This is a genomic window from Azoarcus sp. L1K30 (genome assembly GCF_018122735.1).
Lineage (GTDB): Bacteria > Pseudomonadota > Gammaproteobacteria > Burkholderiales > Rhodocyclaceae > Parazoarcus.
In genome coordinates, this window is the sequence record NZ_JAGRRD010000001.1 from 3,033,017 (window position 1) to 3,059,079 (window position 26,063).

Here is a 26,063-nt window from a genome sequence, read left to right on the forward strand (position 1 = left end):
CCATAACCAGACTGCCAATTCGGCAACCAACTGCGCGCGTAAACGCCCGCTGCCCCATGAATATTGAAGGAGCGCACAAACACAGGCACTTGGTTCATCAACTGAAAAACCGCTCGGCGACGCCCCAGAAGTGCCATGCCGCCGGATCGTCCCGCACCGCTGCCTCAAGCACCGCGAACGTGTCCCGGATCAGCGCATGGATGTCATTGCTGACACCCAGCTGATGAATGGAAAGGGTTCTCTTGCCGGTTTCACGGCATACCCCGGTCAGGTAAATCGTCACCGGAAGCGCCTGCTCCACTGCCAGGCGGAACAGGGGGCGCGGCACGCGTGCCTTCATCCCGAGGAAGGTGATCTCCTCGCTTGCGCTCGCATGATCGGCCGGGACATCCACAACCGCCAGCACCTGCTCGCCCGCGCGCAACGCCTTGAGCGCCGGTCGCAAGCTGGCCGAGGCATCGAGTGGCGGCCGGCGCAAGGCGCGTGCCACAGTTCCGTTTCGTGCCTGGCTATACCGGTGGCACAGTGCCCGCCCGTCGAACTGGGCGGCATTGAGCGGCGCGACCAGTGCGTTTGGCGTCAAACCCGACGCCGCCGCATGGCGCAATCCCCACATGCCTGCCCCCCAGTGAAAGGTAAATAGCAATCCCGGCTGTCGGGCCGCAGGCCATTCGCCGGCAATCTCAAGGTGACGCCGCATCCATGCATCCGAACGCGTGCGGGCGAGATACAGATCTGCATGATCGATGATGGTCAGCAGACGCCGTGCGCGTTCGAAGCCGAGTGGGTCGCTACACCACCCGCGCGCCGCCGCCTGCGCCACGGCCACTTCGCACGATGCACGATACAGAAAGCGCCACCCCGACAGCCTGTGAAAGATCCGGAAGCACAACCACCACGGCAGCACGGCCGCCAGGCCGGGCACCAGCACCAGCTCGACGAGATCCTGCCATTCGGCACGAACCCTGCGCCAGATCGAGCTCACGACCATCGATGCGGCAGACGCACGAGTCCCGGCGTCTTCGTCGGATACACGAACCTGAAGCGCACGCAATCCTGCCATTCCTCGTACACGACGATACCGCGCGAATCGAACAGGTAGGCGCTGACGACATAGTCACCGGTATGCAGCGGCAGGTCCGGAAAGGTCACCGTCGCCCGCCAGCGGCCATCTGCAAGCCGCACCGGAGCGGCGCCATCTGCATGCGTGGTGACCGACGTGATGCCCACGCCATTAAGCTGCTCGAGCATGACGCCGATACTCGGTTGCTCGTCGGCATTCACATAGGCGGTGACGGTCACCGCAAGATCGTTGCCCTCGAGTACAGGGACCTCGCCCACCGGGGGCGATGCCTCCAGACCCGCCACCACCACTTCGCTGATGCCGGCACGACGGTCGGCCGACGTGGGCGTCTGCGACGCGGACGCCGGTTCTGCGGCGCCGCCATCGCCCTGTTCGCCCGTATCGCCAGGCCCGTCCAGCGAACGCACATGCGCTTCATAAGAGGCCAGCACGCGCTCGGTCGGGCCGAAAGCGCGCGGACGCCCGCCGTCGAGCCACAGGGCGACATCGCACAACTGCTGGATGTGATAGAGGCTATGGGAACAGAACAGGATGGTGCAGCCCATGCTGCGGAAATTCGCAATGCGCTCGATACACTTCTTCTGAAAGTGCTGATCGCCCACCGCAAGGGCTTCGTCAATGATCAGCACGTCGGGCTCGACCGCGGTCACGAGCGCAAACGCCAGACGCACCACCATGCCCGACGAATAAGTCTTCACCGGCCGATCGATCGCATGCTCAAGCTCGGCAAAATCAATGATGCTGGCCTCGAGGGCAGCCATTTCACGTTCCGAAATGCCGATCAGCGCACCAGCGAAGTACAGGTTTTCTCGACCCGAAAATTCGGGATGGAAACCTGCACCCAGCTCCAGGATGGCCGTCACTCGCCCGTTGCGCGAGATGGTCCCCGTCGTCGGTTGCAATGTTCCGGCAACCAGTTTGAGCAAGGTGCTCTTCCCCGCGCCATTGTCGCCGATCAGACCCATGCACTGCCCGCGGTGCAGCTCGAACGATACGTCCGCCAGGGCCCAGTGACTACGATGACAGGCACGGCCCGTCACCAGCGCCTTGAGCCTTTCGCGCGGCGAGTCATACAGCTTGTAGCCCTTACCTACGCCCTCCGCATGCAATACGACTTGTCCGCACGCGGCGGTGTCGACGCTGGACTTTGCGCTCATAGCCAATCCACCAGCGTTTCGCGGCTGCGTGCGATCAGGCGATCGAGCACCCAGGCACCGACCCCGAGCCAGACGGCGATGCCGCCCCAGACGCCGGCACCCGGCCATATCCCGCTCAACAGAACGGATTGATAGCCCATCACCAGCGACGACATCGGATTGATCCACAACGCCCACCGCCATGCCTCAGGAAACATGGTGACGGGAAACAGCACGGGTGAAAGAAAGATGCCGACCGAAATGAAAAAGGTCACCACCTGCAAGGTATCGCGCACAGCGGCGGCAAGGATGGCCAGGAGATAGGCCAGCACGCCACACAATAGCAACTGCGCGAGAAACAGCAGGGGCAGCGCCAGTACCGCTACCGAAAAGTGATGCATCGGGAAATAGGCGATCGCCACCAGCGCGATCAACGGCAAATGGATGGCCATGCTCGCCAACACCGCCCGGGCCGGAAACAGGACCGGGGGCAAGGGATTCTTTTGCAGAACGCCGCCGGAATCGATGAGGCTGCTCATTCCGCGCGAAATCGCGTCGCAAAACGCCATCCACGGTAGCGCCCCCACGATCAGGAAAGCCCCCACCGCACGTGTTGGCGCATTCTCCCCGAGCCGCATCGCAAACACGACGTCAAAGACGAGGTAGTAGGCCGCCACCGTCAGCATGGGCTGTATGTAAGCCCATGCCATCCCCGCCGCAGAGCCTGCGTGCCGCGCCGCAATTTCGCGCCGTGCCATCATCCACAACAGGGACCGCGCCCGCCACAGGGCAAGGCAATCCTGATACAAAGCACGCATCAGCAAAATCGCAAAATCCGAAAGAGTGAGATTGTCGGCCTCGTCTGCGTCCGCAGCAAGGATCCATGCTACTGTGCGGCGGAAAATGCCTCCAGCGACGACAAGTCCGGAACGACCGAAGCTCGTACCGGCGCGACGGCTGCGGCTCGCGCCTCGTCCCTCAAACGCTTGACGATCTCGGCCGACAGCTGCTCCTTGACCTCTTCAAACGGCTTTCGGCTTGCCGGGCGGCGTGCAGTGACCTTGATGATGTGGGCGCCAAATTCGGTTTCCACGACATCGCTGATTTCGCCAGGTTGAAGCGCAAACGCAGCGTCCTCGAAGGCTTTGGCCATTCGCCCGCGGGCAAAGAACCCCAGATCACCATTGCGTTGCGCGCTGCCCGGATCCTGCGAGAGCTCGCTGGCCAACTTGCCGAAATCCGCGCCCGGCTTGCGCAACTCGACCAAGGCCTTGGCTGCGCGCTCGCGTGCATCGTCCCCCCTGAACAGAATGTGGCTTGCCTGCACCTGCTCGGGCAGCATGAAACGATCCGGATTAGCCTTGTAGTCCGACAACGCCAGGCGCTCGACAGCTGTCATATTGACTTCCATGGACGTCTCGGCCCGCAGCAGGAGCGCATCCACCAATACCTTGTCGCGTGCCTGCTTCAGGTTGAATACGACCTGAGGATCGTTTGCCAGACCGGCCTGCTCGGCCTGCGCTGCCAGCGCTCTGGCAATTGCGATATTGCTGGCCAACTGTGCAACCTTGCCCGGATCCTTCAGAATCTGCTGGCGGATCTCAGGGGGAATGCGCTCCGCATCGGCCAGCACATCAGCCGCGGTCACTTCAATCCCATTGCCGGCACGTACGAGCACGGCATCCGCCAACGCGACGCCTGGAAACAGTGCAAGCACGCAAGCCCAGACCCTCACCACATTTCCGCTACGACGCATACGCAAGACAGCACTCCTGAATCCATTAAGACCAACATGCAAAATACATGGACCCCGACGTCATCCAACGAGATCCGACGCAAGCATCACCGCCACTGTCCCTGCCATACCACCCAGGTCAATCGACCCGCCCCGCCCTCAGGCCTCTTCAAGCACGATGGGCTGACGCGTTGCCGCATTGCGCTGCAGCCACATCTGGCGATACATCCGCTCGAGATCGCTGGCGAAACGTTTGGTGTCGAACAGCGGGCTCGCCTTGCGCCTGCGCTTGAGTTTGGCCCTGGCTGAACGCAAGGCCGCGGGGTCCTTGGCCAAAGCCACCACCAACTCGACGTACCCATCCACGCTGTCGGCGACCAGCTCGGGCATCCCCAGCGTGCGCAGCAGACTCTCACTCACCCGGCCTGCGAAGGTCGTACCCTTGACCGCTGCCATGGGCACACCAGCCCAAAGCAGATCCGCGGCCGTCGCGTGTCCGTTGTACGGCCAACTGTCAAGCCCGAAATCGGCCAGCTGCAGGCGGGCAAGATGGCCTTCAATCGTTGGCTCGTGGTCGGCCCACACCAGACGCTCGACCGCTACACCCCGCTTGACGAACTCACGTTCCAGATTGTCCCGCGCCTGCAACTCCTTGCCACGCGGCAACCACAGCACGCTCGCGGGCGCTGCATCGAGCACTCGGCACCATGCATCCAGCACGTCCGGATTGAGCTTGTACGCCTGATTGAAACAGCAAAAGACAAATCCATCCTCGGGCAAACCATAGTCCGAGCGTTTCGGCTTCTTGCCGAGTACACGCTCGCCGTCGTTCGGGAAATAGCTGTGCGGCAACTGAGCGATCGTTTCCGCGTAGAAGGGCGCGTCCTCGAGCGGCGTCACCACCGGATCACCAATCACATAGTCATACATACCGGGCAGGCCGATGGTACCCGGATACCCTAGCCACCCCACCTGTACGGCGGCAGGGCGCAAGCAGAATGCGCCATAACGACCTTCATTCGCCCAACCATTCAGGTCGATCAGGATGTCGATTTCGTCTTCTCTGATCTGAGCGGCCAACTCATCATCCTCGAGTTCCCTCACATCGCGGAACACGTCCGGTGCGCGCTCTGCTCGACGACGCCACTCGCTGCCATCGTCACGCCCCGTTGAATACGCGTACACCTTGACCTGTTCGCGATCATGAGCCTCAAAGATCGAGAGCACCAGGAAGCAGACCGGATGAATTCGATAATCCGATGAAACGTAGCCCACGCGCAAGACTCGCGTCCCATCAGTACCTCCATCCGGAATGACCGCCGCCGCGCTCACCTGTGCGCCGCCCAGCATGGCTTCGCCATAGGCGCGTGCCACTGACAAGTGAGCCTCCAAGTCGAGCCCGGGAACGGAAAGCATGCCAAAAGGAAGAACGCGGGTTGCGCGCGCCACAAGACCCGCACTTCGCACGTCGTCCACCGTTTGACGCAAGCCGTCCCAATCTGCCAATTTCAACTTCGTCGTCAGCAACTCCAGGGCAACGTTTGCGTTCGCAGGCGAATGCCGATAAAGCTGTTTGAAGAGATCCAGCGCTTCGGCCATCTTTCCGCTGCTCGACAACGCAATGGCGTAATTCTCGACTTGTGCGGGATCAACGACATAGCCCTGACCACGAGGATCCTGCTGAGCAAGTCGAATCGCCTTTTCGAAATGCACAGCAGCTTCGGCGTTGCGGACCTGACGCCCCAACACCACGCCAAGATTGTTGTGCCCGTCGATATCGTCACCCGCAACCTCAAGCACACCGCGCCAGCAGGCCTCGGCTTCGGCCAACGTCCTGCGATCGAATCGTCCCGGTGCAAGCAGAATTTCGCCGAGTCCCCGCAAAGCAATCAGATTCTTCGGTGACTTCACCAGCACCGCACGATAGTGATTTGCCGCAACTTCGGCCTGTCCGAGCCGTGCAGCCACTGATGCCAGGCTCAGACGCGCCTCATGCAGATTGGGATCGATCTTGAGCGCTTCGACGTAGTGCTGAAGCGCTGCATCCATGGCGCCTTGCCCTAGGAGGATGGCAGCTAGGTTGTTGTGCGCGTGTGCAATCGACGGGTTCAGCGCCAATGCTGCCTCGTAAGCCTGCCGAGCCTGGTCAAGCCGCCCTGCCTCGTGCAACATCGTTGCCAGCCGATAGACCGGCCCGAATTCGGTCGGCAGAAGACGTGCAGCCTCCTGATACTGGGTGACAGCTGAATCGACGGCCTTCTCAGCCCGCAACGCCTCCGCAAGAAAATACGCCGCCGCGCCATGTTCGGGCGCCAATGCGATGACATCCCTGAAAGCACGCTCCGCTGCGCGCGTCTTGCGATCTGCAAGGAAGAGTTGGCCGAGCTGGAATAAAGCATCCACATCCTTCGGCTTGCGCGCAAGGTGTGCGCGCAACATTGCAACTGCCTCGGACGTCTTTCCCTGGCTTACCAATTCCTGAACATTCATGTTCGCGCTTCCATCTCGCAGAATGTGCCAGCCCGATTGCAGGCGGCTAAAGAGGCGGAATTTTAGCCCAAGCAGACCACCAGATGGGGCTCGCTTACAAACGGTGAGACAGGTAGGGACGGCGCAGGGACAGGAAAGGGCGCTCGATCAGGCGGTAGCTGATCAATGACAGCCCAACGCAAAACGGGAAAACAAGCAACGCACCCCACGCAAGTGCAGCAGGCAATCCGCTCAGCTCAACACCTGTCCGCGTCAGCCACAGGCCCGCAATTTCTATGACAAACATATGATTCCAGTAGATCGAGTAGCTTGCTTCGCCGCCGCGGGCGAGCAGTCGATCAATGACCGGGGGAATCCGAATATCGACTCGAAGATACCCAATCAGCAACAGCGCATACCCCAGACCTTCAAGCAGGGGCATGAATACCCAGAGCATCGACGACGACGGATAGACGCCATTATTGTAAAACCCCCCCTGAAGATTGAGTCCATGCAACGCCACCGTGGCGATGAGCACGCCGCCAATCAGGCTTCCCCAATGCCACCATCGCCTCCCCGAGGAAAAACGTTCATAGCAGCACGCGGCAAACATGCCGCACAGGAACTGGTCGATGCGACCGAAAATCGTCCAGTAAGCAACATGCTGGACACTGTCCGAGTGCATCCAGACCATGAACCGAAACAGCACAGCAAGCGCCAACAGTTTCAGCAGATAAGCGGCCCCGTCTTTCTGTATGAACAACACAAGAAAGGGAAATACGACGTAGAACTGGACCTCGACGATGACCGTCCACCCAATCCCCGGTACCGCGCCCCGATTCAGCAGAAAAAGGGAACTGACGAGCACTTCGACCGGATCCAGGTTCTTGCTTTGAACGTAGAAAAGGCACCACACCACGAACAAGGGCAGGATGCGCAGCAAGCGATTGACGTAGAACGGAACGATGGAGACCGACTGACCGGCCGCCAGACGCATGAAGATGAAGCCAGACACCACCATGAACAGTGAAACGCCCGTGTGCCCCTCTTCGATCAGACTCAACAACGGAAATCCTGGCACGTGTCCGAATGGCACGTAGGCATGCTCCCCCCCGAAATGCACGAAATGCCACATGAAGACCATGAAGGCGGCGAGCAAGCGCAGATGATCGAGACGGGAAAGATAAACGCCGGAACTGGCTTTCATGGACAGACCGTTGTTGACGAAAAAAGGGGCAGGTTACCCTGCCCCTTCTACACCTAAGCGGTGATCAGCCCAGATTACGGACGGGTCACACGATGCGCCCAGCCGGCACCGAAGTTGCCGGACACGCCAGCAGCAACAGCGGAGTTGGTCGCTTGCACGAAGGACTGACCCAGAACCGGCAGACCGAAGCCGCCGTTGGCCGTGTTGATCGTCGTCCAGCCCGCGGTGGAACCGGTGCTCAGGCTGCCGCTGGCAACCGAAGCGCCCAGAACGTTGGAACCGTTGAACTTGACAACCGTACCTTCGCCGCAGAACTTGACGGTTTCGATGGTACCGGGCGAGAACACCACACCAGCGGTTGCCGTACCTTCTTCCTGGTCGAAGTTCGTCACACCACCGAGCTTCACGCAGATCAGGTTACCCGACACTTCGGTGTTGGAGCTGTAGAACCACGAAGCCACCGGAGCGGTCGTCACAGCAGCGCCAGCCACGTTGAACACGCGCTTTTCAGCAGCGACGGTCGTCGCGTAGTCGTATGCAACATGGTAACGACGCGTCGGCATCGAGAACACCCAGTCGGTCTCGGCGGCGATGGCAGCGTTGGTCAGGAACTCGTTGGTCACCGAGGACACAGCCAGCGCGGTCGTCAGCGCAGCTGCCTGGGCAGTGGCGTTGGCGTAGTCACCGTCGTACGGGGTCGAGAGGTCAGGCAGGTCAAAGTTGGCAACCTTGTCAGCCTTGATCAGCAGCGGGTCAGCCGTGTGCATATTCACCGAAACAGCCGGGAAATACTGGTTGCTGTCCTGCGGGAAGTACACAACGTTGGTCGGAGCACCAGCCGAAACCAGCGCAGCGGACTCACCTGCCCACGAAGCGGCGCTCGGCACATTGATGATCGTCCAGTTGCCCATCAGGCCGCTGGTCGGCGCGGACAGACCCGGCTCAACCTTGGTCGGATCGTTCAGGATAGCGGTATCGCAAGGTGCAACGCCAGCAACGTGCTTGGTGGTAGCGTAGAGCTTGTAAGCAGCGGTCGTCGTGTCAGCATCCTTGACGATGTCGCCCATGTTGAGGAACTCAACATAGCCTTCACGCGTCCAGGTAGCCTTCTCAGCATCGGTTGCGCTGGGCGGCAGGTTGTTGGTGATGAAGGACACGCCACCCGCCGGGATTGCCGGAACGGTACAAGTCTTGTCAGCGGTGCTCAGCACAGCCTTGCCGTCAGCACCCTCAGACACGTTGGCGGTCCAGACGTCGCCCGGCGACAGGAAGACCTGGAAGTCAAGCACGTCGTCGGAGTTGCCGGCGCTGCGGAAACGGACCTTGACAGCCTTACCACGCACGGTGTCGGTATTCACCAGGTTGATAAGGGTCGAGTTACCTTCCTGAGCCGTGAAGTACGGCTGAATCAGGATATGACCAACGCCGTCGGCGTTGAACGTCAGCGCTGCAGATGCGGATGTGCTGATACCACCGATTGCGGCAGCGACGCTCAGCGCGAGGATTTTCTTGTTCATAAAGACTCCTAGGAAAAGTCTGGTAAAAGCGCAAAACCAGTTTGATTACGCAGAAACACATTATCACAGCCCGAACGGCTGCGGCAACCGTGGAATACCGAGACAAGCCACCTGTTGCACAAACACAACTATCAAGCGGTCTATCCGATAGAAATCCTCCTGTCAGCAGCACTAACGCTTCGGGTGAAAATACCACTGACCATCTTCCAGGACCCATTTCTCGCTGATGTATGTGCTCGACTCTTCACTCACACCAGGTCTGACCGCCGAACGAAAATCGAGCTTGACTCTTGCCGAACATGCCTCTTCAGCACACTCGACCGATACCACTTCGGCTTTGGTCCACGACACTGCACTTCCTATCGTCCCACGAAAATGCACAAACGGGCGCAATGCCCTGTAGGACGGAGTGGCGAAACTATAGACGGTTTCCCATTCACCGGCAACATGTGCATCCCACCGCTGCTGCGCGCGGAATTTGACGATGTCTTCCGGCGCCGAGGAGAGTGGCGGCATGTTGCTGCAGGCACTCAACATGCCGACGGCAATCAACATTGCGCCGGTAACAATTCTGGAGCGATACGAGGAGGTCTTCTTCATCTGAGTTCTCTCTGACACGACTGGCTACAATCAATAAGGCTGAGGTATTCAGCTGCCTTGCGACCGGCTCAATCCGCTTTCGTTCTATTCAATCAAACCAGGCAATCACCCACCATTCATCGCCCGTATGATTGCCTGGTTATTCAAGGGACAGACTTGGCCGGAGGCAAGATGTCGTCGGTTGGGGCTTCCGACGATTGCCCGAAGCCTTTCAGACCCTTCATCCGGGCGCGGAACTCTTCGCTGACATCGCGCATTTCCTGGTCCGAGCGGACAACGCGCGGGGTGATGACAACCAACAACTCGGTACGGGCGCTGGAATTCGCAGTGGAGCCGAAGAGATTGCCAAGGACCGGAATATCGTGCAGCAAGGGCACACCGGATTTGCCATTAGTGGTGTTGTCTCGGATCAGGCCACCAAGGACGAGCGTTTCACCCGAACGAACTGCCACCTTGCTCGAAATCTGGCGCTGAAGGAAGGCACGCTGCCCGGTTGCAGTATCAATCTGCTCCCCCACATCCGTGACCGATTGATCGACTTGCATGGTGACGACATTGCCGGCATTGACCGATGGGGTCACCGCAAGCGCCACCCCGGTATCCTTGTATTGAATTGACTCGGTGGTCGTATTGTCCCCGACCGTCGTAGCAGTTTTCACCGGTTGCTGATCACCCACGATAATCGAGGCAGTGTGATTATCCAGCACCATCAGCGACGGGCTGGAGATGACCTTGACCAAGGACTTTTCCGCCAAGGCATTCAGAACCGCCCGAATATCGCCAAGGGGATTGCTTATCGAGTACGAAAAACCCGCGAGCGCGCCGCCCAATACCCCGCCGCCCGTTGTGCTCAAAACCCCCTTACCGCTGTAACCGTTCGCCAGATGGTCCTGGAAATACCATTGGAGACCGTACCTCAAATCATCCTTCAACGTTACCTCGATGATGCTGGCCTCGATCAGAACCTGAGTTGGCGACACATCGAGCCGCTTCAGTGTCGACTCGATCTTGGTGTAGTCGGAAGCCGTCCCCCAAACCAGAATCGCATTGTTAAGTTCGTCGGCGATGACGCGGATGCCGTTTCCGCTGGCAATCGCCGTGACGGCTGGCGTCTGCGCTGCACCCGTGCTGCCTGACAACGCACCTGTGGTGGTGCCCAGCGCACCGGCGCCCGAGGTCGACGTACCCAGGAGGCTGCTTCGCGACGCACCGGAGGACGAAAGTCCGCTCACCCCAAAGCCGCTTGAGGTAGCGCTCACCGCGCGCTGCCCCCGGGCCACGCCGCTATCGGTCTTGGTGCCGGCGGACTGGCCAGTGCCAAAGATACCGTTGAGCACGGTGGCCAAGTGAGAGGCCGAACCATTCTGCACCGGGTATACATATAGGCGCGCCTCGGTTTCACCACTGCCCGGTTGATCGAGACGCTCGATCCACTCACGGGCCTGATCCAGGTAAGCCGCCCGCGGCGTGACCACCAGAATGCTGTTCAGCCGCTCGATGGGCATGACCCGCAGTGCGCCATACAGCGGATGCGCCTCGGACAGCGCAGCGGTTGACGCCGCATTGCCGGGCGCCCCCGCCTTGGCGCCTTCTGCCGCCGCCGTGCCTCCGCCACCGGAGGTCATGAGACGCAACGCGGTATCCACTTCGCGCACGGTCGCATACTTCAGCGGAAAGACCCCCACCGACATGCCCTTGAGCAAGTCGACGTCAAAGGTATTGACGATTTCCATCCAGCCTTCGACCTGACTCCGGGTGCCCGCCAGCACGAGCAGGTTGCGCAGCGTATCCACGCGCAGGAAGGCATCCGGCGTCGCGACCGGGCGCAGGATTTCGGCCATCTCGGCAGCGCCGATATAGCTGAGCGGCACGACGACCGATCCGAAACCTGCCGGGAGCGGTCCGGAACCGACGCGCCGCGGTGCCGACACGATGCCCTTCAGGCTCTCGGGCTTGCCAATGTGATAGACACCGCGCGTATCCCGTGCCATCAGGATACCGTTGGCCTGCAGCACGCTCTCGAGCACCAGCAAGGCCTGATCCGTGGAAATGCTGCCCTGCGTGGACAGCGTGATCGTGCCAGCCAGTGGCGGATGGATCACATAATCGGCACCTGCCGCATCTTCGAGGACTGCTACCAGCACGTCGGCGATCGGAGCCTGTTCGAATTTGAGCGTCAGTGCTTTCTCGCGCAGCGGCCGGATGTTCGCCGAAGGCGGGCGCGGCTTCGCGATGACCTGATCGTTGCCACGCAGGATGCGCGGCTTTGCACTCTTGTCGGCATCGGCATTCGTCGTATCGGCAACTTTGCTGTCCGCACTGTCCGGACGCGCGCCGGCGGCGACGGTCGAACTGGTCGCCCCCGCCTTTTCCGCAACAGGCTGGTTGCCGCCCGGCGCGGAAGCCGGCGCGGCCGATACGTCGGTGACGGTCGCCTCAACCACTGGAGCCGGCGGGCCCGAACGGTCGGCCAGCGCCGACGGGGCGGGGGAAGGCTGCGCGATCGCCGTGTTGATCATGCCGCAGGCACACAACAGGGACACGAGCGTGAGCAATCGATTGAGGGGCATTGATAAGAAGGTCATTGAGGCATCGGTTCCGGCGGCAAACCATTCTGAATACGGAGGACATTGTTGCGGGCAATCCGCTCGCGCACACGGTCCTGTGCAGTTTTCATGCCGCCAGGCCGGGCAGGCGCGGCAGCGGGGCGCTCGGGAGCCGGGCGCTCGGCAACCGAGACACCGCCAGCGGACGGATCCGCCGCGGCGGCTGCAATTCCCCAGGCACGCTCGAGCGCGAGCGTGCGGGTTTCGCCATCGGCGACAAAGATTGCCTGGCGCCCTTCGGCACGTTCAAGCGTCCACTTACCGAGCTTCTCGCCAAAACGCAGACGTCGAGTCTTGCCTTCGGCGACGACCACTGCACTCCCCCTGTTGCCGCCCGCATCAATCAGTGCAAGAAGCCGGGCGCCAGCAAGGCCATCGACGACAGCCACTGCAGCCTCGCCAGCCTTCTGCTCGGGTGGGGGCGGACGCCGATCGGCGGCGAAAAGCGGCCGCTCGACCGTTTCGCGGAATCGGCCGAGATCGATCGGAGACACCGGCTGCGAAGCCGGTTTGAAGGTTTGCGCATCGGGTGCAAGCGGCGCCGGTGCCTTCCATGAATATCGAGCGGGGTCGGACCACAGATAGGCGAGCACGACTGCAAGCAGCAGCCCGAGTCCGATCAGCACCGACGAGATCGATGTTTTCATGGCGTCGAGTGCAGCACGAACAGGGTTAACTGAGCCTGAAGCTGCTGCGCGCCACCCGTACCACGGGAAATGCCACGCAGAGACAGGGATTCGATCGTCAGCGCAGGCGTCGACGCGGCCAATGCAGCAAGCGCGACCTGCAGCTGAGGCAATGTGCCCTCTCCACGCAATGCAATGGGAATACGGTCGAAACCGTTTTCCTTCTGGGCCGGCAACACCTGGCTACTGGAAATCGTCATGCCCGCGCCTTCGACTGCACGCCTGGCACGCTGCTGTGCATCATTGCCGGCCTGGCTGATATCGAGCGAGGCGGGATAGGCGACACGCGCAACCGCCGCTTCGGCCTCAGCGGCACTGTTCTTCAGTTCTTCGGCAACCGACTCCAGCCCTTTCAGCCGTGCATAGCGAGGCTCGATTTCCGCCAGCTTGGCCTCGGCCCAGCGGTGCTTCGAAACCACGTACGAAACCGGTACGGACAGGATGGCCAGCACCATCAGCATCGAAACACCGATAACGATATAGGGACGGCTGCGAAGCAAATTCATGAACCTGCCGCCTCCCCGACCGCCGTATACTCGATGGTAAAACTCTCCTTGCCCGTACCTGCTCGCGCGGACGCGGAAGGCGCACGTACATCGCGGAAGGACGGCTGCGCGCCGAGCTTTTGCATGAGCCCCGCCGCGTTGTCCGTCTGCCCCGCCATACGCACCTTGTCCCCGCGAATCTCCAGGAGGTTAAGCACGGTGTCATCTGGAAGCTGCTGCGTCAGCGTATTGATCAGGGCCAGTGCGGAAACTGGTTGCCCCAGAATGCCCTGCGCGGCGGCGATGCGCTCATTGGCGGCCACGATGCGCTCGCGCAATGCCGCCTGCGGCGCGGCAGTACCCACCAGTGCGGTATAGGCCAGCTGCGCCTCAATGGCGCGCTCACGCAACTGCAAGGTCGGGGTCAGAAGGATACCCGCCACGAGCAGAACAACGATGCCGAGCACGCCGAGTACGCGCGCACGCGCGCGGCGCGTACGCTTGTGGCGCGTGTTCTCGCCATAACCGGGAAACGCGATCTGTCCCGGCGCCCAGACTTCCGCCTGGGCATCGCCGATACGCGATCGCTGTGCATCGAGACAGGCCGCAATGCGACGCTTTGAGGTCAGCACGAGATCGACCAGCATGCCCGCATCGGCAGACCTCAAGCGATAGGTCCACGCCAGATCTTCTGCAGCAAAGGGGCTCGCCGAACTGGCCTCGAGTTCGATGGCGGCTCGAAGCTCCGCGTCCGCCATCGGCGGCAGTACAAGGCTGCGGCGCAGCAGATCGTCTTCGTCGAGTTCGATTGCCACGCACCTGACGTTCGGACTCGCCGCAGCAAGCACCTCGCCGTCAAGGGCGCAGAACTCACTGCCATCCGCGCGCAAGACACGCACAGGCTCCTGGGGCGTGAGCCAAGCGAGCATGGGCAGGTGCAGCGCCTCGTCCCAACCCATGCGCATGAAGTCCGCCACGGCACCGAGGTCGTAGCCGAACAACTGAAGTTGATCGCGCGAAAGCGCGCGCGCCGTTGCAGTCATCTGGAATGCGGCTCGATAGTCGGTTCGAGACGCTGGCCCGTACGCAGGACGCGCCAAGGCACACGCTGCAGCGCCATGACAGACACGTCGATCTCCTGAGTCCGAACCATCGTTGCTCCACTGGACAGAGGCACCCTCGCCTCAATTCGGAAACGCGACGCGGATGACCTCGCCACATTTGCCGGATTCAGGCCCGTCGTATCCGCCAGGTTTGCATCGGCAGTACGGGCCTCGAATATTCGCTTTGCCAACTCGACATTCCCGCCCGCCAAGACGACCAGCACAGAAAACGGCGCTGCCATGGGGTCGACCTTATCGTGCCGACCATCCACCGTGACAAAGGACGCCACTCTACCATAAAGGCCAATATCGACCCCGAGCACCTGTAACAGATCCTCTACGGCTTCGAATCGGTTTCCGCGCGTCAGAAAATGGCTGCCCGCGGCAATATAGGCGGGATCTTCCGCGCCCATCGCACGCGGCACATCGTCTGCGTCGCGCCAGTCAACAATCCGATCTGCGAGCATCCGTGCCGCATCGGGCTCGACCCCCGCGGCAATGACGAAGAGTTGCTCGAGCAAGTCGGAAGATGCCGCGCTCAGATCGATCAAGCCATTCAAGGGCACGACGGTGACATCGATCGCATGACCATCGAAATCGACCTGCACTTCACGGTAGCGGTTGCGCTCGTCGCCGGCAGCACTCAACTGCGCGGCAATCAATCTGATGGCCCCATCGCCCAATGCCGCACCTTCGGACATGTTTCGTTGCGTACTGACAACGCGCAATTCGCCGCGCATAGTGTAGATCAGCCCGGTCACGATGAGACTGAGTGCCGCCACCATCCACAGCACCGCAATCAGCGCAAGTCCGCGTGCCCTGGCTCGACGTGTGTGCCGCCTCATCTCAATAGGGCCCGAACGTGGCGCCACCGGCGCCGCTGTCACCCGACAGCAGTGGTCGAAAAGCGGTGACGATGTCGGGCCAACGGTCTCCTCCGCGCTGCAAGGACAGGCGTACGTGGGAAGGCAAACGGTCAGGAAACGGCCAGGCTTCAAGCCAGGCGCCGCCAGGCGCCTCCGGATCCAGGAACGCAATGCTGAAACCGTCGAGATCGCCGACAAGCACCCTGCGTTCGACCGGCACGTTCTGCCTCCGCGCCTCCTGTTCGACGTATTGCTGGAAATACAGCACGAGCTCGGCCCCGTCCCCGCCTTTTTCGGCCACGAGACGGAAGTGGTACAGGCCGCCGGCACTTTGTCTTGCCGGCATGACCCCGATCCAGGAAAGCTCTCCTGCCGCGCCCATGAAATCGAGGCGGGTACCGGGCTGGCCCTCCTGTTCGCGCCGCTTGATTGCTACTCGGGTGAGCAGGCTATCCAGAAAAGCAGTCGTCACGCGCAGGTCGTCCTCGAGCCGAATGCGTTCGCCGACGCGCTGCTCCGCCGTCGCAAACGAATGCATCGCCGCGCCAAGTCCAAGCGCGATGAACGACAGCAGGGCCATGACCACGATCAGTTCGACCAGCGTAAAGCCCTCGAAGTGCGCCGGCCGGGTCATGGCGTCACTGCCTTCGCCTGGGGCAGGAGCGTGACCAGCTCGAAGTTGCGATGACGCTGACCATCCTGCCAGCCGACGTCCACGCTGACACGATGAAAGCTGACGCCGCCGACCACGTCCGGCCACGGCGTGCTCGTGACCCGCCACTGATATTCCTGAAACGCCCCCTGCTCGTTCCAGCCAGAGGCCTCGACGTCATCGCGTCCAGCGAGCACGGATTCGGCCAACAGAATGGCGCGCGAATAGTTGCGCGTATCCGAGACGTTGCGAACGCTGCCGCCGCTGGCGTTGTAAAGCGCGCCAAGCGAAAAGGCCATGATCGAGAAGGCGACGAGCAGTTCGAGCAGCGAGAAGCCGGATTGGGTCTTCTTCAAGGAACAATGCTCTCCTGGCTTACCCGACCCGAAAGCCAGTCAACCCGCACGCGGACACCGGCTCCCGATGCCCGCACGATCTCGATGCTGCCGCCAGTGGCGCCACCTCCGGGCAAAAAACGAATGCCCGCACCGCGATCGGGGTCGAATTCGGACGCAGCCACCGTCGCACGCAGTTCGAGTCCGTCCGGCACCGTTCGTACCGGCCCGCCGTCGAGTCGATAGGACTTCTGTCGGAGATTGACCTCGAACACCGCTTCGCGCCCCTCCGTCTGGGCAATGTACCGTGCGGATCTCAGATCCGAAAACACATGCCCCACGGTCTCCCGATAGCGGGCGGCGTCCTGCATGCGCTCGAAGGCTGGCGGCGCAAGCGCCACCAGCAACGCAGCAATGGCAAAGACGACAATCAGCTCGAGGAGCGTGAAGCCTGCCGTCCTCCGCTTTCCGGGCATGCCCATGCCGCCCGGCAGCTTACTGGGTGTTTCTGATATCGGCGTTCTCGCCCTCACCACCCGGCGCGCCATCTCCGCCGAGGGAGAGAATCTCGAGTCCCCCGTTGGGACCGGGATTGGCGTATTTGTAGGCATTGCCCCACGGATCGACCGGCACCGAGCTACCCTTCAAATAGGGGCCGTTCCAGCCACCTACCGTGCCGGGGCGCTTCACCAGTGCCTCCAGGCCTTCGTTGGTGGAGGGAAAACGGCCGACGTCCAGCTTGTATATCTCGAGTGCCTTCTCGAGGTCGGAAATCTGCACGGCAGCAGTCTTGGACTTCGCTCCGCCGAGCTGACCGAGCAATCTTGGCCCGACCAGGCCCGCAAGCAAGGTCAGAATGGCCAGCACGACGAGAAGCTCAACCAGCGTAAAGCCACCCTCTGCCGCCTTGGATCGGCGCGAAAACAGACACATGGGTTTGATTCCTAAACAAAAACGAAAATTATACCGCGAGGTCATTGATGGACAGGATGCCCAGCAGGATAGACACGATGATGCCGGCGATCAGCAAGCCCAGCGTAAGAATAAGTAACGGTTCGAGCATCGTCAGGCCACGCTTGATGCCGTTCTCCACATCACGATCGAAAATGCGCGCCAACTCCAGTGCCATTGCATCGAGTCGTCCGGTTTCCTCCCCCACCCGGATCAAATTGATCGCCAGTGGTTCAAACAGCCCCGTTGCTGCCATCGCATCGCCGACTCTGGCGCCAGCTTTCATCTTTGGCGTGACATCGGCCAGCCTTGCGCGCAGACGGCGATTGCCCACCGTCTCCGTCGCAATGCCCAGCGCAGTGAGAATGGGAACGCCGTTTCCGAGTAGCGTACCCAGCGACCGTGAAAAACGTGTGATGTCATATTTGAGAACAAGGCGCCCCAGAATGGGGGTGGCCAGCATGCGAGACTGCAACCAGTCCCGCCCATCCTCAGTCCGCAGCCAACGCCGAACCACCCAGAAAAGAAGCGCGGAAGCGATGCCAAGGTAGACCCCGTACTCGGTGAAGAAACTGCCCAGATTCAATACAAAACGGGTCGGAAGGGGCAATGCATCGCCCATGTCGCGGAACAGCGACTCGAACTGGGGCACGACGAAACCCAGCATCGCGATCAGGGACAATACCGCTACCGAGAGCAGAATGGCGGGATAGATGGTTGCTGAAATGACGCTATCCCGAAGCGCCCTCGATCGCTCGAGGTGCTCGACAAGGCGCCCCATCACCTCGGCCAGACGACCACTCGCCTCCCCCGAACGGATCATGTTGATGTAAAAGTCACCAAAAAGCGCTCGATGGGCCAGGAGCGCCCGGCTCAGCGGCGCACCACCCTTGACGTCCTCCAGAATGCCTTTGACCAGCTCGGCCACGGCGGGCTTGTGGCTCATGCCGATCAAGACCCGCAATGCGCTGTCCAGCGCCAAACCGGCACGCAACATGATCGACAACTCGGTCGTCAGCGCCAGCACGTCCGCCTGGCTGGCCGGCCCGCGCGACCGCCAGCCGCCCCGCTGCTCGGTACTGGAGGGGATGTTTGCATTCGAGTCGGGGCCGCGCGCGGCGCCAGTGCTCGCACCTTCGTCGATGCGGATCGGCGTCAAGCCACGCTGGCGCAGTTGCCGCAAAGCCAACTGGCGGTTGGCCGCGTCGAGCACGCCCTCGCTTACGACGCCTTTTGCATCGGCTGCCCGATAGGAAAACTCAGGCATCAGCCTGATCCTGCGTGACGCGCATGACCTCTTCCAGCGATGTCACGCCCGCCGCAACCTTGCGCAGACCATCTTCATACAGCGTCACCATGCCCGCCTTGCGCGCGACCGCGTGCAATTCGGTCGCATCGGCACCGTTGATGATCGCGCGATGCATGGATTCATCGAGAACGAACAGTTCATGAATGCCGACACGCCCCCGATACCCCGATCCGCGGCACTGCGGACAGCCCCGAGCAACGTGTATGACCGAATCCTTCGTGCAGAACTGATCTAGGCCGGTACGCTGCAGCACCTCCGGCGTCAGCTCCTCCGGCGCCTTGCAGTGATCGCACAGACGCCTCACCAGCCGCTGCGCAAGCACGCCATTGACCGACGAGGTGATGAGATAGCGCTCGACGCCCATGTCCTGCAGACGCACGACCGCACCCGCAGCCGTGTTCGTATGCAGCGTCGACAGCACGAGGTGCCCGGTCAGCGCCGACTGCACGGCAATCTGTGCAGTCTCACCGTCGCGCATCTCCCCGATCATGATGATGTCGGGGTCCTGGCGAAGAATGGAGCGCAGGGCACTGGCAAAGGTCAAGCCGATCTGGGGGTGAACGTGAATCTGATTCACGCCCTCGAGCTGGTATTCGACTGGATCCTCCACCGTGAGAATCTTGAGCGTCTCCGCATCGAGCTTGGACAGGGCCGCATACAGGGTTGTCGTCTTGCCCGACCCGGTCGGCCCGGTGACGAGCACGATGCCATGGGGTCGCGCCAGCAACTCGTTGAAACGAGCAAGCGTTTCGCGCTCGAAGCCCATTTCCTCAAGACTGAACCGGACACTTGCGCGGTCGAGTACGCGCATCACCACACTCTCGCCATGCACCGTGGGAACCGTCGACACGCGCAGATCGAGTTCCCGCCCCTTGACTCGAACCTTGATGCGCCCGTCCTGCGGCAAGCGGCGCTCGGCGATATCGAGATGAGCCAGGAGCTTTACCCGGGAAATGACGGCGGCGGTGAGGCGCGCGGGCGCGCTCTCGTCGCTGTGTATGACGCCATCGACCCGATAGCGAACATGCAGGCCATCCTCAAACGGTTCGAGGTGGATGTCCGACGCCCGCAGGTCGGTGACCCGACCGATGATGGTATTGACCAGTCGGATGACAGGCGCTTCGCTGGCCAGGTCCCTCAGGTGTTCGACGAAATCACCCGCTTCGGCTTCGTCCGACGCCGTACCGTCATCGTCGTCCTCGGCATTGTCGAAAGCTTGTGCCAGCGCCTTTTCGATATCGGTCTCGAGCGCCAGCATGGGGCGAATCTCGAGACCGGTCGCGAGGCGGAGCGCCTTGAGCACGAACGCATCCTGCGGGACCGCCATGGCGGTTTCCAGTTGCCCGTCGGCCACCCGCACCGGCAAGGCAAGGTGACTGCGGAGAAACTCCGCCTGCAAACCCTCGATCTCGGGCAGCACCGCGGGAAAATCATCTGCCGTCACGAACGGAAGCCCGAGCTGATGCGACAACGCAGTGGCGATATCGGCCTCCGACACCACGCCAAGCCGGACCAGCACGCGACCGAGCATGCCGCCCATCTCGTCCTGTGCAGAGAGTGCACGATCGAGATCGCGCGCATTCAGCTTTCCAGCACTCAGCAACAGTTCGCCCAGCTTGGGGCGCGCCGTCTGAAGTGGGGGAAGCGAGGGTTCGGTCTGCTCTGTGGGCTGGTTTGACATTCAATCAGGCGACACGCTAGAAGTGGAGATTTTGTCGCGGGGGAAGTACCCGCGCGCCCAGTGGCCGACTGCACTTGCAGTGCCGGGCGAGGACTTCACGCGTCGATCCGTGCCCGGTTTGCCACGACACCCGTCCTAGACGACTGCAACCGCCGGTTCGACGAGGTAGGGGCGCGGAGGATTATAGGGCACATATTCGGGAACCCAGCGCCTGAGGTCACGACGAACCTCGTCGTCGGTGCGAATCTTCGCCGAATTGATCCACCGGATCAGCCCGTCAATCTCGAACCCCTCCGGCGGCGCCGCGCCAGCCACGCGCAGCTTCGGGTGATGTGTAGGCCGGGTCTTCTCGTAATCGGCGAGCACCTCTTCGTAGAGTTTCTCGCCGGGGCGAAGCCCACTGAACACAATCGGAATCTCGTCCTCGGTATGGCCAGAAAGGCGAATCATGTCGCGGGCCAGATCGAGCACCTTCACCGGCTCACCCATATCCAGGACGAAAACCTCTCCGCCCTCGCCCATTGCCGCCGCCTGCAAAACGAGTTGCGCCGACTCATTCACCGCCATGAAATACCGCGTGATCTCCGGGTGCGTCACGGTAACCGGTCCACCGCGCTCGATCTGGGCCTGGAACTTGGGAATCACACTACCCGCGCTGCCCAGCACATTACCGAAGCGCACCATCTCGAAGCGCGTAAGCTTTGACTTTGCCTGCAATACGAGGCAGATAATCTCGGCCAGGCGTTTGGTGGCCCCCATGACATTGGTCGGATTCACCGCCTTGTCCGTAGATACCAGCACGAAACGCTCGACACCGATGCTCGCGCACGATTGTGCCAGCACCCACGTACCCAGTACGTTGTTGCGCACGGCCTGCCAGGTATTGTTTTCCTCCATGAGCGGCACGTGCTTGTAGGCCGCAGCATGAAATACGACCGCCGGTACATAGCGTTCGAGAATCTCCGTGACCCGGCGGCGATCCTTCACGTCGCCCGCCACCGCGACCAGGGAAGTCTTGGGGAAAGCATCGGCAAACTGCTCGGCAAGCTGATAAAGCGCGAACTCGCTGAGCTCGAAAGCAATGATCTGCGCCGGCTCGAACCTGGCAATCTGGCGACACAGTTCGGCCCCGATCGAGCCGCCCGCCCCGGTCACCATCACAACACGCCCGTGCAACAGATCCCGCACCTGCGGGGTATCGATCACCACCGGTTCGCGTCCGAGCAGATCCTCGAGATTCACACGCCTGATCTGCGACACGGCATCATGCCCGGAGATGATCTGCCCCATGGTCGGCAGCGTAAAGGCCTTCACCCCCGAGCGCATGCACTCGTTCGCCACCTCTCGAAGCCTTGCGGGCGCCGACTCCGGCATGGCAATGATCGCGTGGCGCGTTTTGAACACCGCGGCCCATTCCGGCAGGCTGGAAATCGGGCCCAGCACCCGCACGCCACACACCTCACGAAAAAGCGTTGCGGGATTGTCGTCCAGGATCCCGACGACATGCCACTCACGCGAACGCGCCAACTCTTTCACCAGACTCGCGGCGAAACGCCCCACGCCAAGCACCAGCACCGGGCGACCGACCGACTGCATGGCACCGAACTCTTTCTGCTCCTTGAACACCCTATAGACCACACGCCCACCCGCCATGACCAGCATCAGGAAGAGCGGATAGAGCACCAGCATCGATCGCGGCAACAGCGGCGACGGGTGGATCAGCACCGCACCGATGGCCAACACCACCCCGCTGGCCATGACCGCCTTGGCCAGCCGCATCAGGTCCGGCAGGCTGGCGAAGATCCAGATTCCGCGATAGAGGCCTGCCGCCCTGAATACAAGCGCCTGGGCCGGCAACATGACGACGGCACCACCGAACAGAATCGTCAGGTACTCGTCCGGCACGGAAAAGTTGAAGCGAACACTCAGTGCAAGTGTCCAGGCCAGCAGCACGGCAGCCAAGTCAAACGCAAAAACAGTCAGGGAACGCCAATTCGCGGGAAGTCTCATCGTCATGCCTGGCCGCACAAGAAATCGCACATCACGAGACCCTGATTCACGCAATTCAAATAAAACATAGGCGCACTGACCTTGCGGGGGATGTCCGCTGCGGAATAAACGCGTCCATGGTGACAGCGCGCGAAAATATCTTCATCCGCGAATTGTAAGCGTTTGTCGGGTATTAGCGCGATAGCAGTGTCAATAGTGCAACATTCACTGAAGATTTAAATGCTTGGCATGAAACGGCGCACTTGTCGGCGCCGGGCGCACGAACGCCGCATGTCATTCGCCTCAAACATGCGAAGCAACTGGCATACCGCTACGTGCGGCCTTCTGGCTCCAGTTATCTGGATCAAGTACAATTACGGGTTTCCGCCATTTATGCCTTTATTGGCGAAGATCACCGCAAGGACCTCGTGTGCCGCTCCTGTACATTCTTGCGACGCTGTTATGCGTCACTGGCATCGCGGCCGGCCAGATACTGTTCAAGCAAGCCGCGCTAAACATCCAGGACGCTACTGACTGGCAGGCGTGGGCCTTCAATGGTGCGCTGATTGCCGCTCTTGCCCTGTACGGATTCACCACCTTGTTCTGGATCTGGATCCTGCGCCACGTGCCGCTGCACCTGGCCTACCCGTTCATGGGACTGGCGTTTCTGATCGTGCCGCTGCTGGAACACCTTGTATTCGGTTCGCCCCTGCACCTGCGGACCTTCCTTGGCGGCGGATTGATTCTTCTCGGCGTTATGATCGCAGCATCAACCTGAAGTAGCAAGCCTTCATGAAAATCGCTGTGACCATCCCCTGCTACAAGGTTCGCAACCACATTCTCCAGGTACTGGCGGCCATCCCCTCTTCAGTGACGAAGATCTACGCGGTCGACGACTGCTGCCCTGAGGGAAGCGGCGACTTCATCGAGGCGAATTGCCACGATCCGCGCGTCCAGGTGCTGCGCAACCCGATCAATCTGGGCGTGGGAGGCGCGGTGACGACGGGCTACCGCCAGGCCTTGAAAGACGAGATGGATATCGTGGTCAAAGTCGACGGCGATGGCCAGATGGACCCTCAACTGATTCCCCATTTTGTCCGCCCGATCAGAAAGGGGCGCGCCGACTACACCAAGGGGAATCGCTTTTACCGTCACGAATCGCTGCGCGGGATGCCCCGCATCCGGCTGGTCGGCAACGCCATGCTGTCCTTTCTGACGAAGCTTAGCTGCGGCTATTGGAACGTGATGGACCCGACCAACGGCTATACCGCCATTCACACGCAGGTGTTACGTGAGCTGCCCCTGGAGAAGCTGGAAACCCGCTATTTCTTCGAATCCGACATGCTGTTTCGCCTGAATACGGCGAGAGCGGTGGTGAAAGATGTGCCAATGGATGCCGTCTATGCTGACGAGACCTCTGGCCTGAACGTGCGCAAGATCCTGCCGGAATTCGCGGCCAAGCACCTCTCCCGCCTTTGCCGGCGCTACGTGTACAACTACTGGCTGCGGGACTTCAACATCGGCTCGCTGTACAGCCTGATGGGCGGGCTGTTCCTCATGGGTGGCACCCTGTTCGGCCTGGGGCACTGGGTCAGCAGCGGTCTGCAAGGCATACCGGCCACCAGCGGCACCGTGATGCTGGCAGCCTTGCCGATCCTGATCGGCACTCAGCTGCTGATCGCCTTCCTGCATTACGACATCAGCAGCACGCCCCAAGAACCGCTTCATCCTCATCTCTCACCGCACCAGGCACATCCAGAATGAATGCATCACGGTTTGTCGCGGCCCTCCGGGAGCGGCCTTTTGCCTGGTTCTTTGGCCTGTTCTTGCCGCTGCTGGTCCAGCAGCTGCATTACCGGGCGTCACCGCTAACCCACATCATCCGATTTGACACGCAGGCCACCTACCTCCCGCTGGCGCGTCGCTTTCTGGAGGACGCGGCCGGGCTGTTCGCCGACCCGGCCCACCTGATCGTCGCGCCCGGCTCGTTCATCTACCTTGCCATGTTCGGCGCCGACAACGACCTTGCAGTGCAGGCCAATCTGGCTTTGAGCGGCTTGATCCTGCTGCTGTCATTCGACGCCCTGCGCCGAATCGCCGGTTTCGTCGCCGCCACGGCAGTCGCCTGGCTGATCGCCCTGTCGCCCCTGATGCCGGAAGTCTTGATCTCGGCGCTGAGCGAACCCCCTCACTTGCTGTTCCTGAGCCTCTGGCTATGGTGCTGCGCACTGATCTGCGAATCGCCGCAGCGTCGCTGGCCGGTGGCACTTGGGGGCATCGCGCTGTTGATGTCGATCCTGTGCAGGGCCACCTATATCTACTGGATATTGGCTGCCATTGGCGCCTGTGCCCTGCTGCTCTGGCGCGGCACACCGAGACTCCGAAGCATCGCCACCCCACTCTTGATACTGCACCTGATCGCCGGGGGCGGCACGGCAAGCTATATCGCGTACAACAAGATCGTGTTTGACCTTCCAATGGTCGCCACCGGCAGCGGAGCCGCGCTTTACTTCGGACTTAACCCGGCGGTGGCTGGCTATGAACCACCTTATTTCGGCCTGGGGCACGACCACTTTCAAGTACTCGCCGGGATGGGAGACCACCTGTCCATCGAAGGCGACAAGCGCTTGAGCCAGTTGGCCAAAGCGGAGCTGATCGACATGCCGATGCCGGTGCTGGCCAAGCTGCTGATGCAGAAGGCAGGTGCCACGTTATTTTTCAGCCAGGGCGACCTTAGCCGCAAGGTGTTCAACGCCCGTGCCTCGCATGTCCTGCTGATCGTCCTCACCGCTTTTGGTCTCTGGCGTTACCGGCGCGAACCCTACCATTGGATGCTGTGCTGCATTGCAGCCTATCAGGTAGCGATCATGAGCCTGGTCATGCACAGTACGCGCTATGCAATCGGCGCCATCGAGCTCCCGCTGACAATGCTGGCGGCCTTTGGTGTGGCCGCCATCTGGCAGGCCAGCGCCCGTCGCCGCGCACTGGCCGCATGTATCGCCATCACGATGTTGGGCGTAGCGACAGGCTACCTGCACCAACGCCACACGCGTCCGCTGATGCCGGATTTGGCCCATGTGCCGCATCGCACGATCGCCGTAGCGGAGCCCGCTCTTCTGAAATGGCAGGGGCTGGATGGCAATCCCTTCTCCCCCGCGGGCGCACGCAGCACTGAAAAGGACGCGTATATCATCTGGGAGCAACTGACATATCTCCAACCCGTCGGAATACCGATCGTGCAGTTTCATGCCCTGAACTTCGATAAGGACTGCGACGAGGTCTGGCTCGACTATCTACCGCCGGGCGGTCCGTTCAGAAGCACCCATGTTCCCCTGAACCACATGAAGCCTCCGCAGACGATCAGTATTGGCACGCTGGCACTGAACTCACTCACCCCCATGGGCGGCACCCTGCGCATACGCATGAGCTGCCCCGTGGGTACCCGGCTTGCGCTGGAAGACCTGAAGATCCACACGATCACCCGAGGCCCGCACTATCTGGAACAGATCCAACAAGCGGCTCAAAACAATGACTGATTCCGGTCAGGCTCCTCCAGGACAAGCCTTGCCGTAGCGCCTGGTGGTGTACTGCACGCAGACAGCGCCGACAAACGCCTGTTCACGCATACTCTCCCGCACGCATTCATTCTTGA

At 61.3% G+C, this 26,063-nt stretch carries 23 protein-coding genes; 3 read left to right on the forward strand and 20 right to left on the reverse strand.

Annotated features, from left to right (window positions below):
- Positions 1–97 precede the first annotated feature (97 nt).
- The 20 genes from J5J83_RS14015 to J5J83_RS14110 all read right to left on the reverse strand — a co-directional run bounded on the left by J5J83_RS14015 (position 98) and on the right by J5J83_RS14110 (position 22,375).
- Positions 98–985: a hypothetical protein gene (locus J5J83_RS14015; RefSeq protein WP_212350125.1), complete on the reverse strand. Its 888-nt coding sequence runs from the start codon at positions 983–985 to the stop codon at positions 98–100.
- Positions 982–2,241 (reverse strand): ABC transporter ATP-binding protein, encoded by a 1,260-nt coding sequence (locus J5J83_RS14020; protein ID WP_212350127.1) that lies wholly within the window; start codon positions 2,239–2,241, stop codon positions 982–984. Before J5J83_RS14020 ends, J5J83_RS14015 begins: the two co-directional genes overlap by 4 nt.
- The gene (locus J5J83_RS14025) at positions 2,238–3,038 is read right to left on the reverse strand and encodes an ABC transporter permease (RefSeq protein ID WP_212350129.1); all 801 of its coding nucleotides are present in this window, start codon (positions 3,036–3,038) and stop codon (positions 2,238–2,240) included. Before J5J83_RS14025 ends, J5J83_RS14020 begins: the two co-directional genes overlap by 4 nt.
- Positions 3,039–3,106: 68 nt before the next feature.
- Positions 3,107–3,976: a peptidylprolyl isomerase gene (locus J5J83_RS14030; RefSeq protein WP_249116004.1), complete on the reverse strand. Its 870-nt coding sequence runs from the start codon at positions 3,974–3,976 to the stop codon at positions 3,107–3,109.
- 138 nt (positions 3,977–4,114) lie between these two features.
- The gene (locus tag J5J83_RS14035; RefSeq protein WP_212350133.1) at positions 4,115–6,445 is read right to left on the reverse strand and encodes a tetratricopeptide repeat protein; all 2,331 of its coding nucleotides are present in this window, start codon (positions 6,443–6,445) and stop codon (positions 4,115–4,117) included.
- Positions 6,446–6,539: 94 nt separating this feature from the next.
- The gene (locus J5J83_RS14040; protein WP_212350135.1) at positions 6,540–7,631 is read right to left on the reverse strand and encodes an acyltransferase; all 1,092 of its coding nucleotides are present in this window, start codon (positions 7,629–7,631) and stop codon (positions 6,540–6,542) included.
- A 74-nt stretch (positions 7,632–7,705) separates the two neighbouring features.
- Positions 7,706–9,148: a hypothetical protein gene (locus J5J83_RS14045; protein WP_212350137.1), complete on the reverse strand. Its 1,443-nt coding sequence runs from the start codon at positions 9,146–9,148 to the stop codon at positions 7,706–7,708.
- 171 nt (positions 9,149–9,319) lie between these two features.
- Positions 9,320–9,748, reverse strand: a complete 429-nt coding sequence (locus tag J5J83_RS14050) for a hypothetical protein (protein ID WP_212350139.1) — start codon at positions 9,746–9,748, stop codon at positions 9,320–9,322.
- Positions 9,749–9,891: 143 nt separating this feature from the next.
- Positions 9,892–12,318, reverse strand: a complete 2,427-nt coding sequence (gene gspD / locus J5J83_RS14055; RefSeq protein ID WP_212350141.1) for a type II secretion system secretin GspD — start codon at positions 12,316–12,318, stop codon at positions 9,892–9,894.
- An 11-nt stretch (positions 12,319–12,329) separates the two neighbouring features.
- Positions 12,330–13,001, reverse strand: coding sequence for a hypothetical protein (locus J5J83_RS14060; protein ID WP_212350142.1), 672 nt, complete (start codon positions 12,999–13,001; stop codon positions 12,330–12,332).
- The gene (gspM, locus tag J5J83_RS14065; protein WP_212350144.1) at positions 12,998–13,546 is read right to left on the reverse strand and encodes a type II secretion system protein GspM; all 549 of its coding nucleotides are present in this window, start codon (positions 13,544–13,546) and stop codon (positions 12,998–13,000) included. Before gspM ends, J5J83_RS14060 begins: the two co-directional genes overlap by 4 nt.
- Positions 13,543–14,568, reverse strand: a complete 1,026-nt coding sequence (locus J5J83_RS14070; RefSeq protein ID WP_212350146.1) for a PilN domain-containing protein — start codon at positions 14,566–14,568, stop codon at positions 13,543–13,545. Before J5J83_RS14070 ends, gspM begins: the two co-directional genes overlap by 4 nt.
- Positions 14,565–15,473, reverse strand: a complete 909-nt coding sequence (locus J5J83_RS14075) for a type II secretion system protein GspK (protein WP_212350148.1) — start codon at positions 15,471–15,473, stop codon at positions 14,565–14,567. The genes J5J83_RS14070 and J5J83_RS14075 overlap by 4 nt, the downstream gene beginning before the upstream one ends.
- A 1-nt stretch (position 15,474) precedes the next feature.
- Positions 15,475–16,128, reverse strand: a complete 654-nt coding sequence (locus J5J83_RS14080) for a prepilin-type N-terminal cleavage/methylation domain-containing protein (RefSeq protein ID WP_212350150.1) — start codon at positions 16,126–16,128, stop codon at positions 15,475–15,477.
- A complete protein-coding gene (locus J5J83_RS14085; RefSeq protein ID WP_212350152.1) occupies positions 16,125–16,502 on the reverse strand; it encodes a prepilin-type N-terminal cleavage/methylation domain-containing protein in 378 nt (125 codons plus the stop codon). The genes J5J83_RS14080 and J5J83_RS14085 overlap by 4 nt, the downstream gene beginning before the upstream one ends.
- Entirely contained in the window at positions 16,499–16,957 is a 459-nt protein-coding gene (locus tag J5J83_RS14090) for a type II secretion system protein (RefSeq protein ID WP_212350154.1), read from the reverse strand. Before J5J83_RS14090 ends, J5J83_RS14085 begins: the two co-directional genes overlap by 4 nt.
- 19 nt (positions 16,958–16,976) lie before the next feature.
- Positions 16,977–17,414 (reverse strand): type II secretion system major pseudopilin GspG, encoded by a 438-nt coding sequence (gene gspG, locus J5J83_RS14095; RefSeq protein WP_212350156.1) that lies wholly within the window; start codon positions 17,412–17,414, stop codon positions 16,977–16,979.
- A 28-nt stretch (positions 17,415–17,442) separates the two neighbouring features.
- Positions 17,443–18,699: a type II secretion system F family protein gene (locus J5J83_RS14100; protein WP_212350158.1), complete on the reverse strand. Its 1,257-nt coding sequence runs from the start codon at positions 18,697–18,699 to the stop codon at positions 17,443–17,445.
- Positions 18,692–20,422, reverse strand: coding sequence for a type II secretion system ATPase GspE (gene gspE, locus J5J83_RS14105; protein WP_212350160.1), 1,731 nt, complete (start codon positions 20,420–20,422; stop codon positions 18,692–18,694). The genes J5J83_RS14100 and gspE overlap by 8 nt, the downstream gene beginning before the upstream one ends.
- A gap of 135 nt (positions 20,423–20,557) precedes the next feature.
- Entirely contained in the window at positions 20,558–22,375 is a 1,818-nt protein-coding gene (locus J5J83_RS14110) for a nucleoside-diphosphate sugar epimerase/dehydratase (protein ID WP_349251950.1), read from the reverse strand.
- 466 nt (positions 22,376–22,841) lie between these two features.
- On the opposite strand from J5J83_RS14110, the gene J5J83_RS14115 reads away from it, so the two are divergent.
- From J5J83_RS14115 to J5J83_RS14125, 3 genes are read left to right on the forward strand one after another with little or no spacing between them, the layout of a single operon-like run.
- On the forward strand, positions 22,842–23,189 hold the full coding sequence (locus J5J83_RS14115) for an EamA family transporter (RefSeq protein WP_212350164.1): 348 nt from the start codon (positions 22,842–22,844) through the stop codon (positions 23,187–23,189).
- 26 nt (positions 23,190–23,215) lie between these two features.
- Positions 23,216–24,175, forward strand: a complete 960-nt coding sequence (locus tag J5J83_RS14120) for a DPM/DPG synthase family glycosyltransferase (RefSeq protein WP_349251898.1) — start codon at positions 23,216–23,218, stop codon at positions 24,173–24,175.
- Positions 24,172–25,947, forward strand: coding sequence for a hypothetical protein (locus J5J83_RS14125; RefSeq protein WP_212350168.1), 1,776 nt, complete (start codon positions 24,172–24,174; stop codon positions 25,945–25,947). The genes J5J83_RS14120 and J5J83_RS14125 overlap by 4 nt, the downstream gene beginning before the upstream one ends.
- Positions 25,948–26,063 lie beyond the last annotated feature (116 nt).

Coding starts and splice junctions, on each gene's coding strand:
- J5J83_RS14030 (WP_249116004.1), bottom strand. CDS start 3,976: ATGCGTCGTAGCGGAAATGTGGTGAGGGTCTGGGCTTGCGTGCTTGCA.
- gspM (WP_212350144.1), bottom strand. CDS start 13,546: ATGAATTTGCTTCGCAGCCGTCCCTATATCGTTATCGGTGTTTCGATG.
- J5J83_RS14070 (WP_212350146.1), bottom strand. CDS start 14,568: ATGACTGCAACGGCGCGCGCGCTTTCGCGCGATCAACTTCAGTTGTTC.
- J5J83_RS14045 (WP_212350137.1), bottom strand. CDS start 9,148: ATGAACAAGAAAATCCTCGCGCTGAGCGTCGCTGCCGCAATCGGTGGT.
- gspD (WP_212350141.1), bottom strand. CDS start 12,318: ATGCCCCTCAATCGATTGCTCACGCTCGTGTCCCTGTTGTGTGCCTGC.
- J5J83_RS14035 (WP_212350133.1), bottom strand. CDS start 6,445: ATGAATGTTCAGGAATTGGTAAGCCAGGGAAAGACGTCCGAGGCAGTT.
- J5J83_RS14080 (WP_212350150.1), bottom strand. CDS start 16,128: ATGACCCGGCCGGCGCACTTCGAGGGCTTTACGCTGGTCGAACTGATC.
- J5J83_RS14100 (WP_212350158.1), bottom strand. CDS start 18,699: ATGCCTGAGTTTTCCTATCGGGCAGCCGATGCAAAAGGCGTCGTAAGC.
- J5J83_RS14125 (WP_212350168.1), top strand. CDS start 24,172: ATGAATGCATCACGGTTTGTCGCGGCCCTCCGGGAGCGGCCTTTTGCC.
- gspE (WP_212350160.1), bottom strand. CDS start 20,422: ATGTCAAACCAGCCCACAGAGCAGACCGAACCCTCGCTTCCCCCACTT.
- J5J83_RS14090 (WP_212350154.1), bottom strand. CDS start 16,957: ATGCCCGGAAAGCGGAGGACGGCAGGCTTCACGCTCCTCGAGCTGATT.
- J5J83_RS14075 (WP_212350148.1), bottom strand. CDS start 15,473: ATGAGGCGGCACACACGTCGAGCCAGGGCACGCGGACTTGCGCTGATT.
- J5J83_RS14020 (WP_212350127.1), bottom strand. CDS start 2,241: ATGAGCGCAAAGTCCAGCGTCGACACCGCCGCGTGCGGACAAGTCGTA.
- J5J83_RS14060 (WP_212350142.1), bottom strand. CDS start 13,001: ATGAAAACATCGATCTCGTCGGTGCTGATCGGACTCGGGCTGCTGCTT.
- J5J83_RS14040 (WP_212350135.1), bottom strand. CDS start 7,631: ATGAAAGCCAGTTCCGGCGTTTATCTTTCCCGTCTCGATCATCTGCGC.
- gspG (WP_212350156.1), bottom strand. CDS start 17,414: ATGTGTCTGTTTTCGCGCCGATCCAAGGCGGCAGAGGGTGGCTTTACG.
- J5J83_RS14050 (WP_212350139.1), bottom strand. CDS start 9,748: ATGAAGAAGACCTCCTCGTATCGCTCCAGAATTGTTACCGGCGCAATG.
- J5J83_RS14025 (WP_212350129.1), bottom strand. CDS start 3,038: ATGCGTGCTTTGTATCAGGATTGCCTTGCCCTGTGGCGGGCGCGGTCC.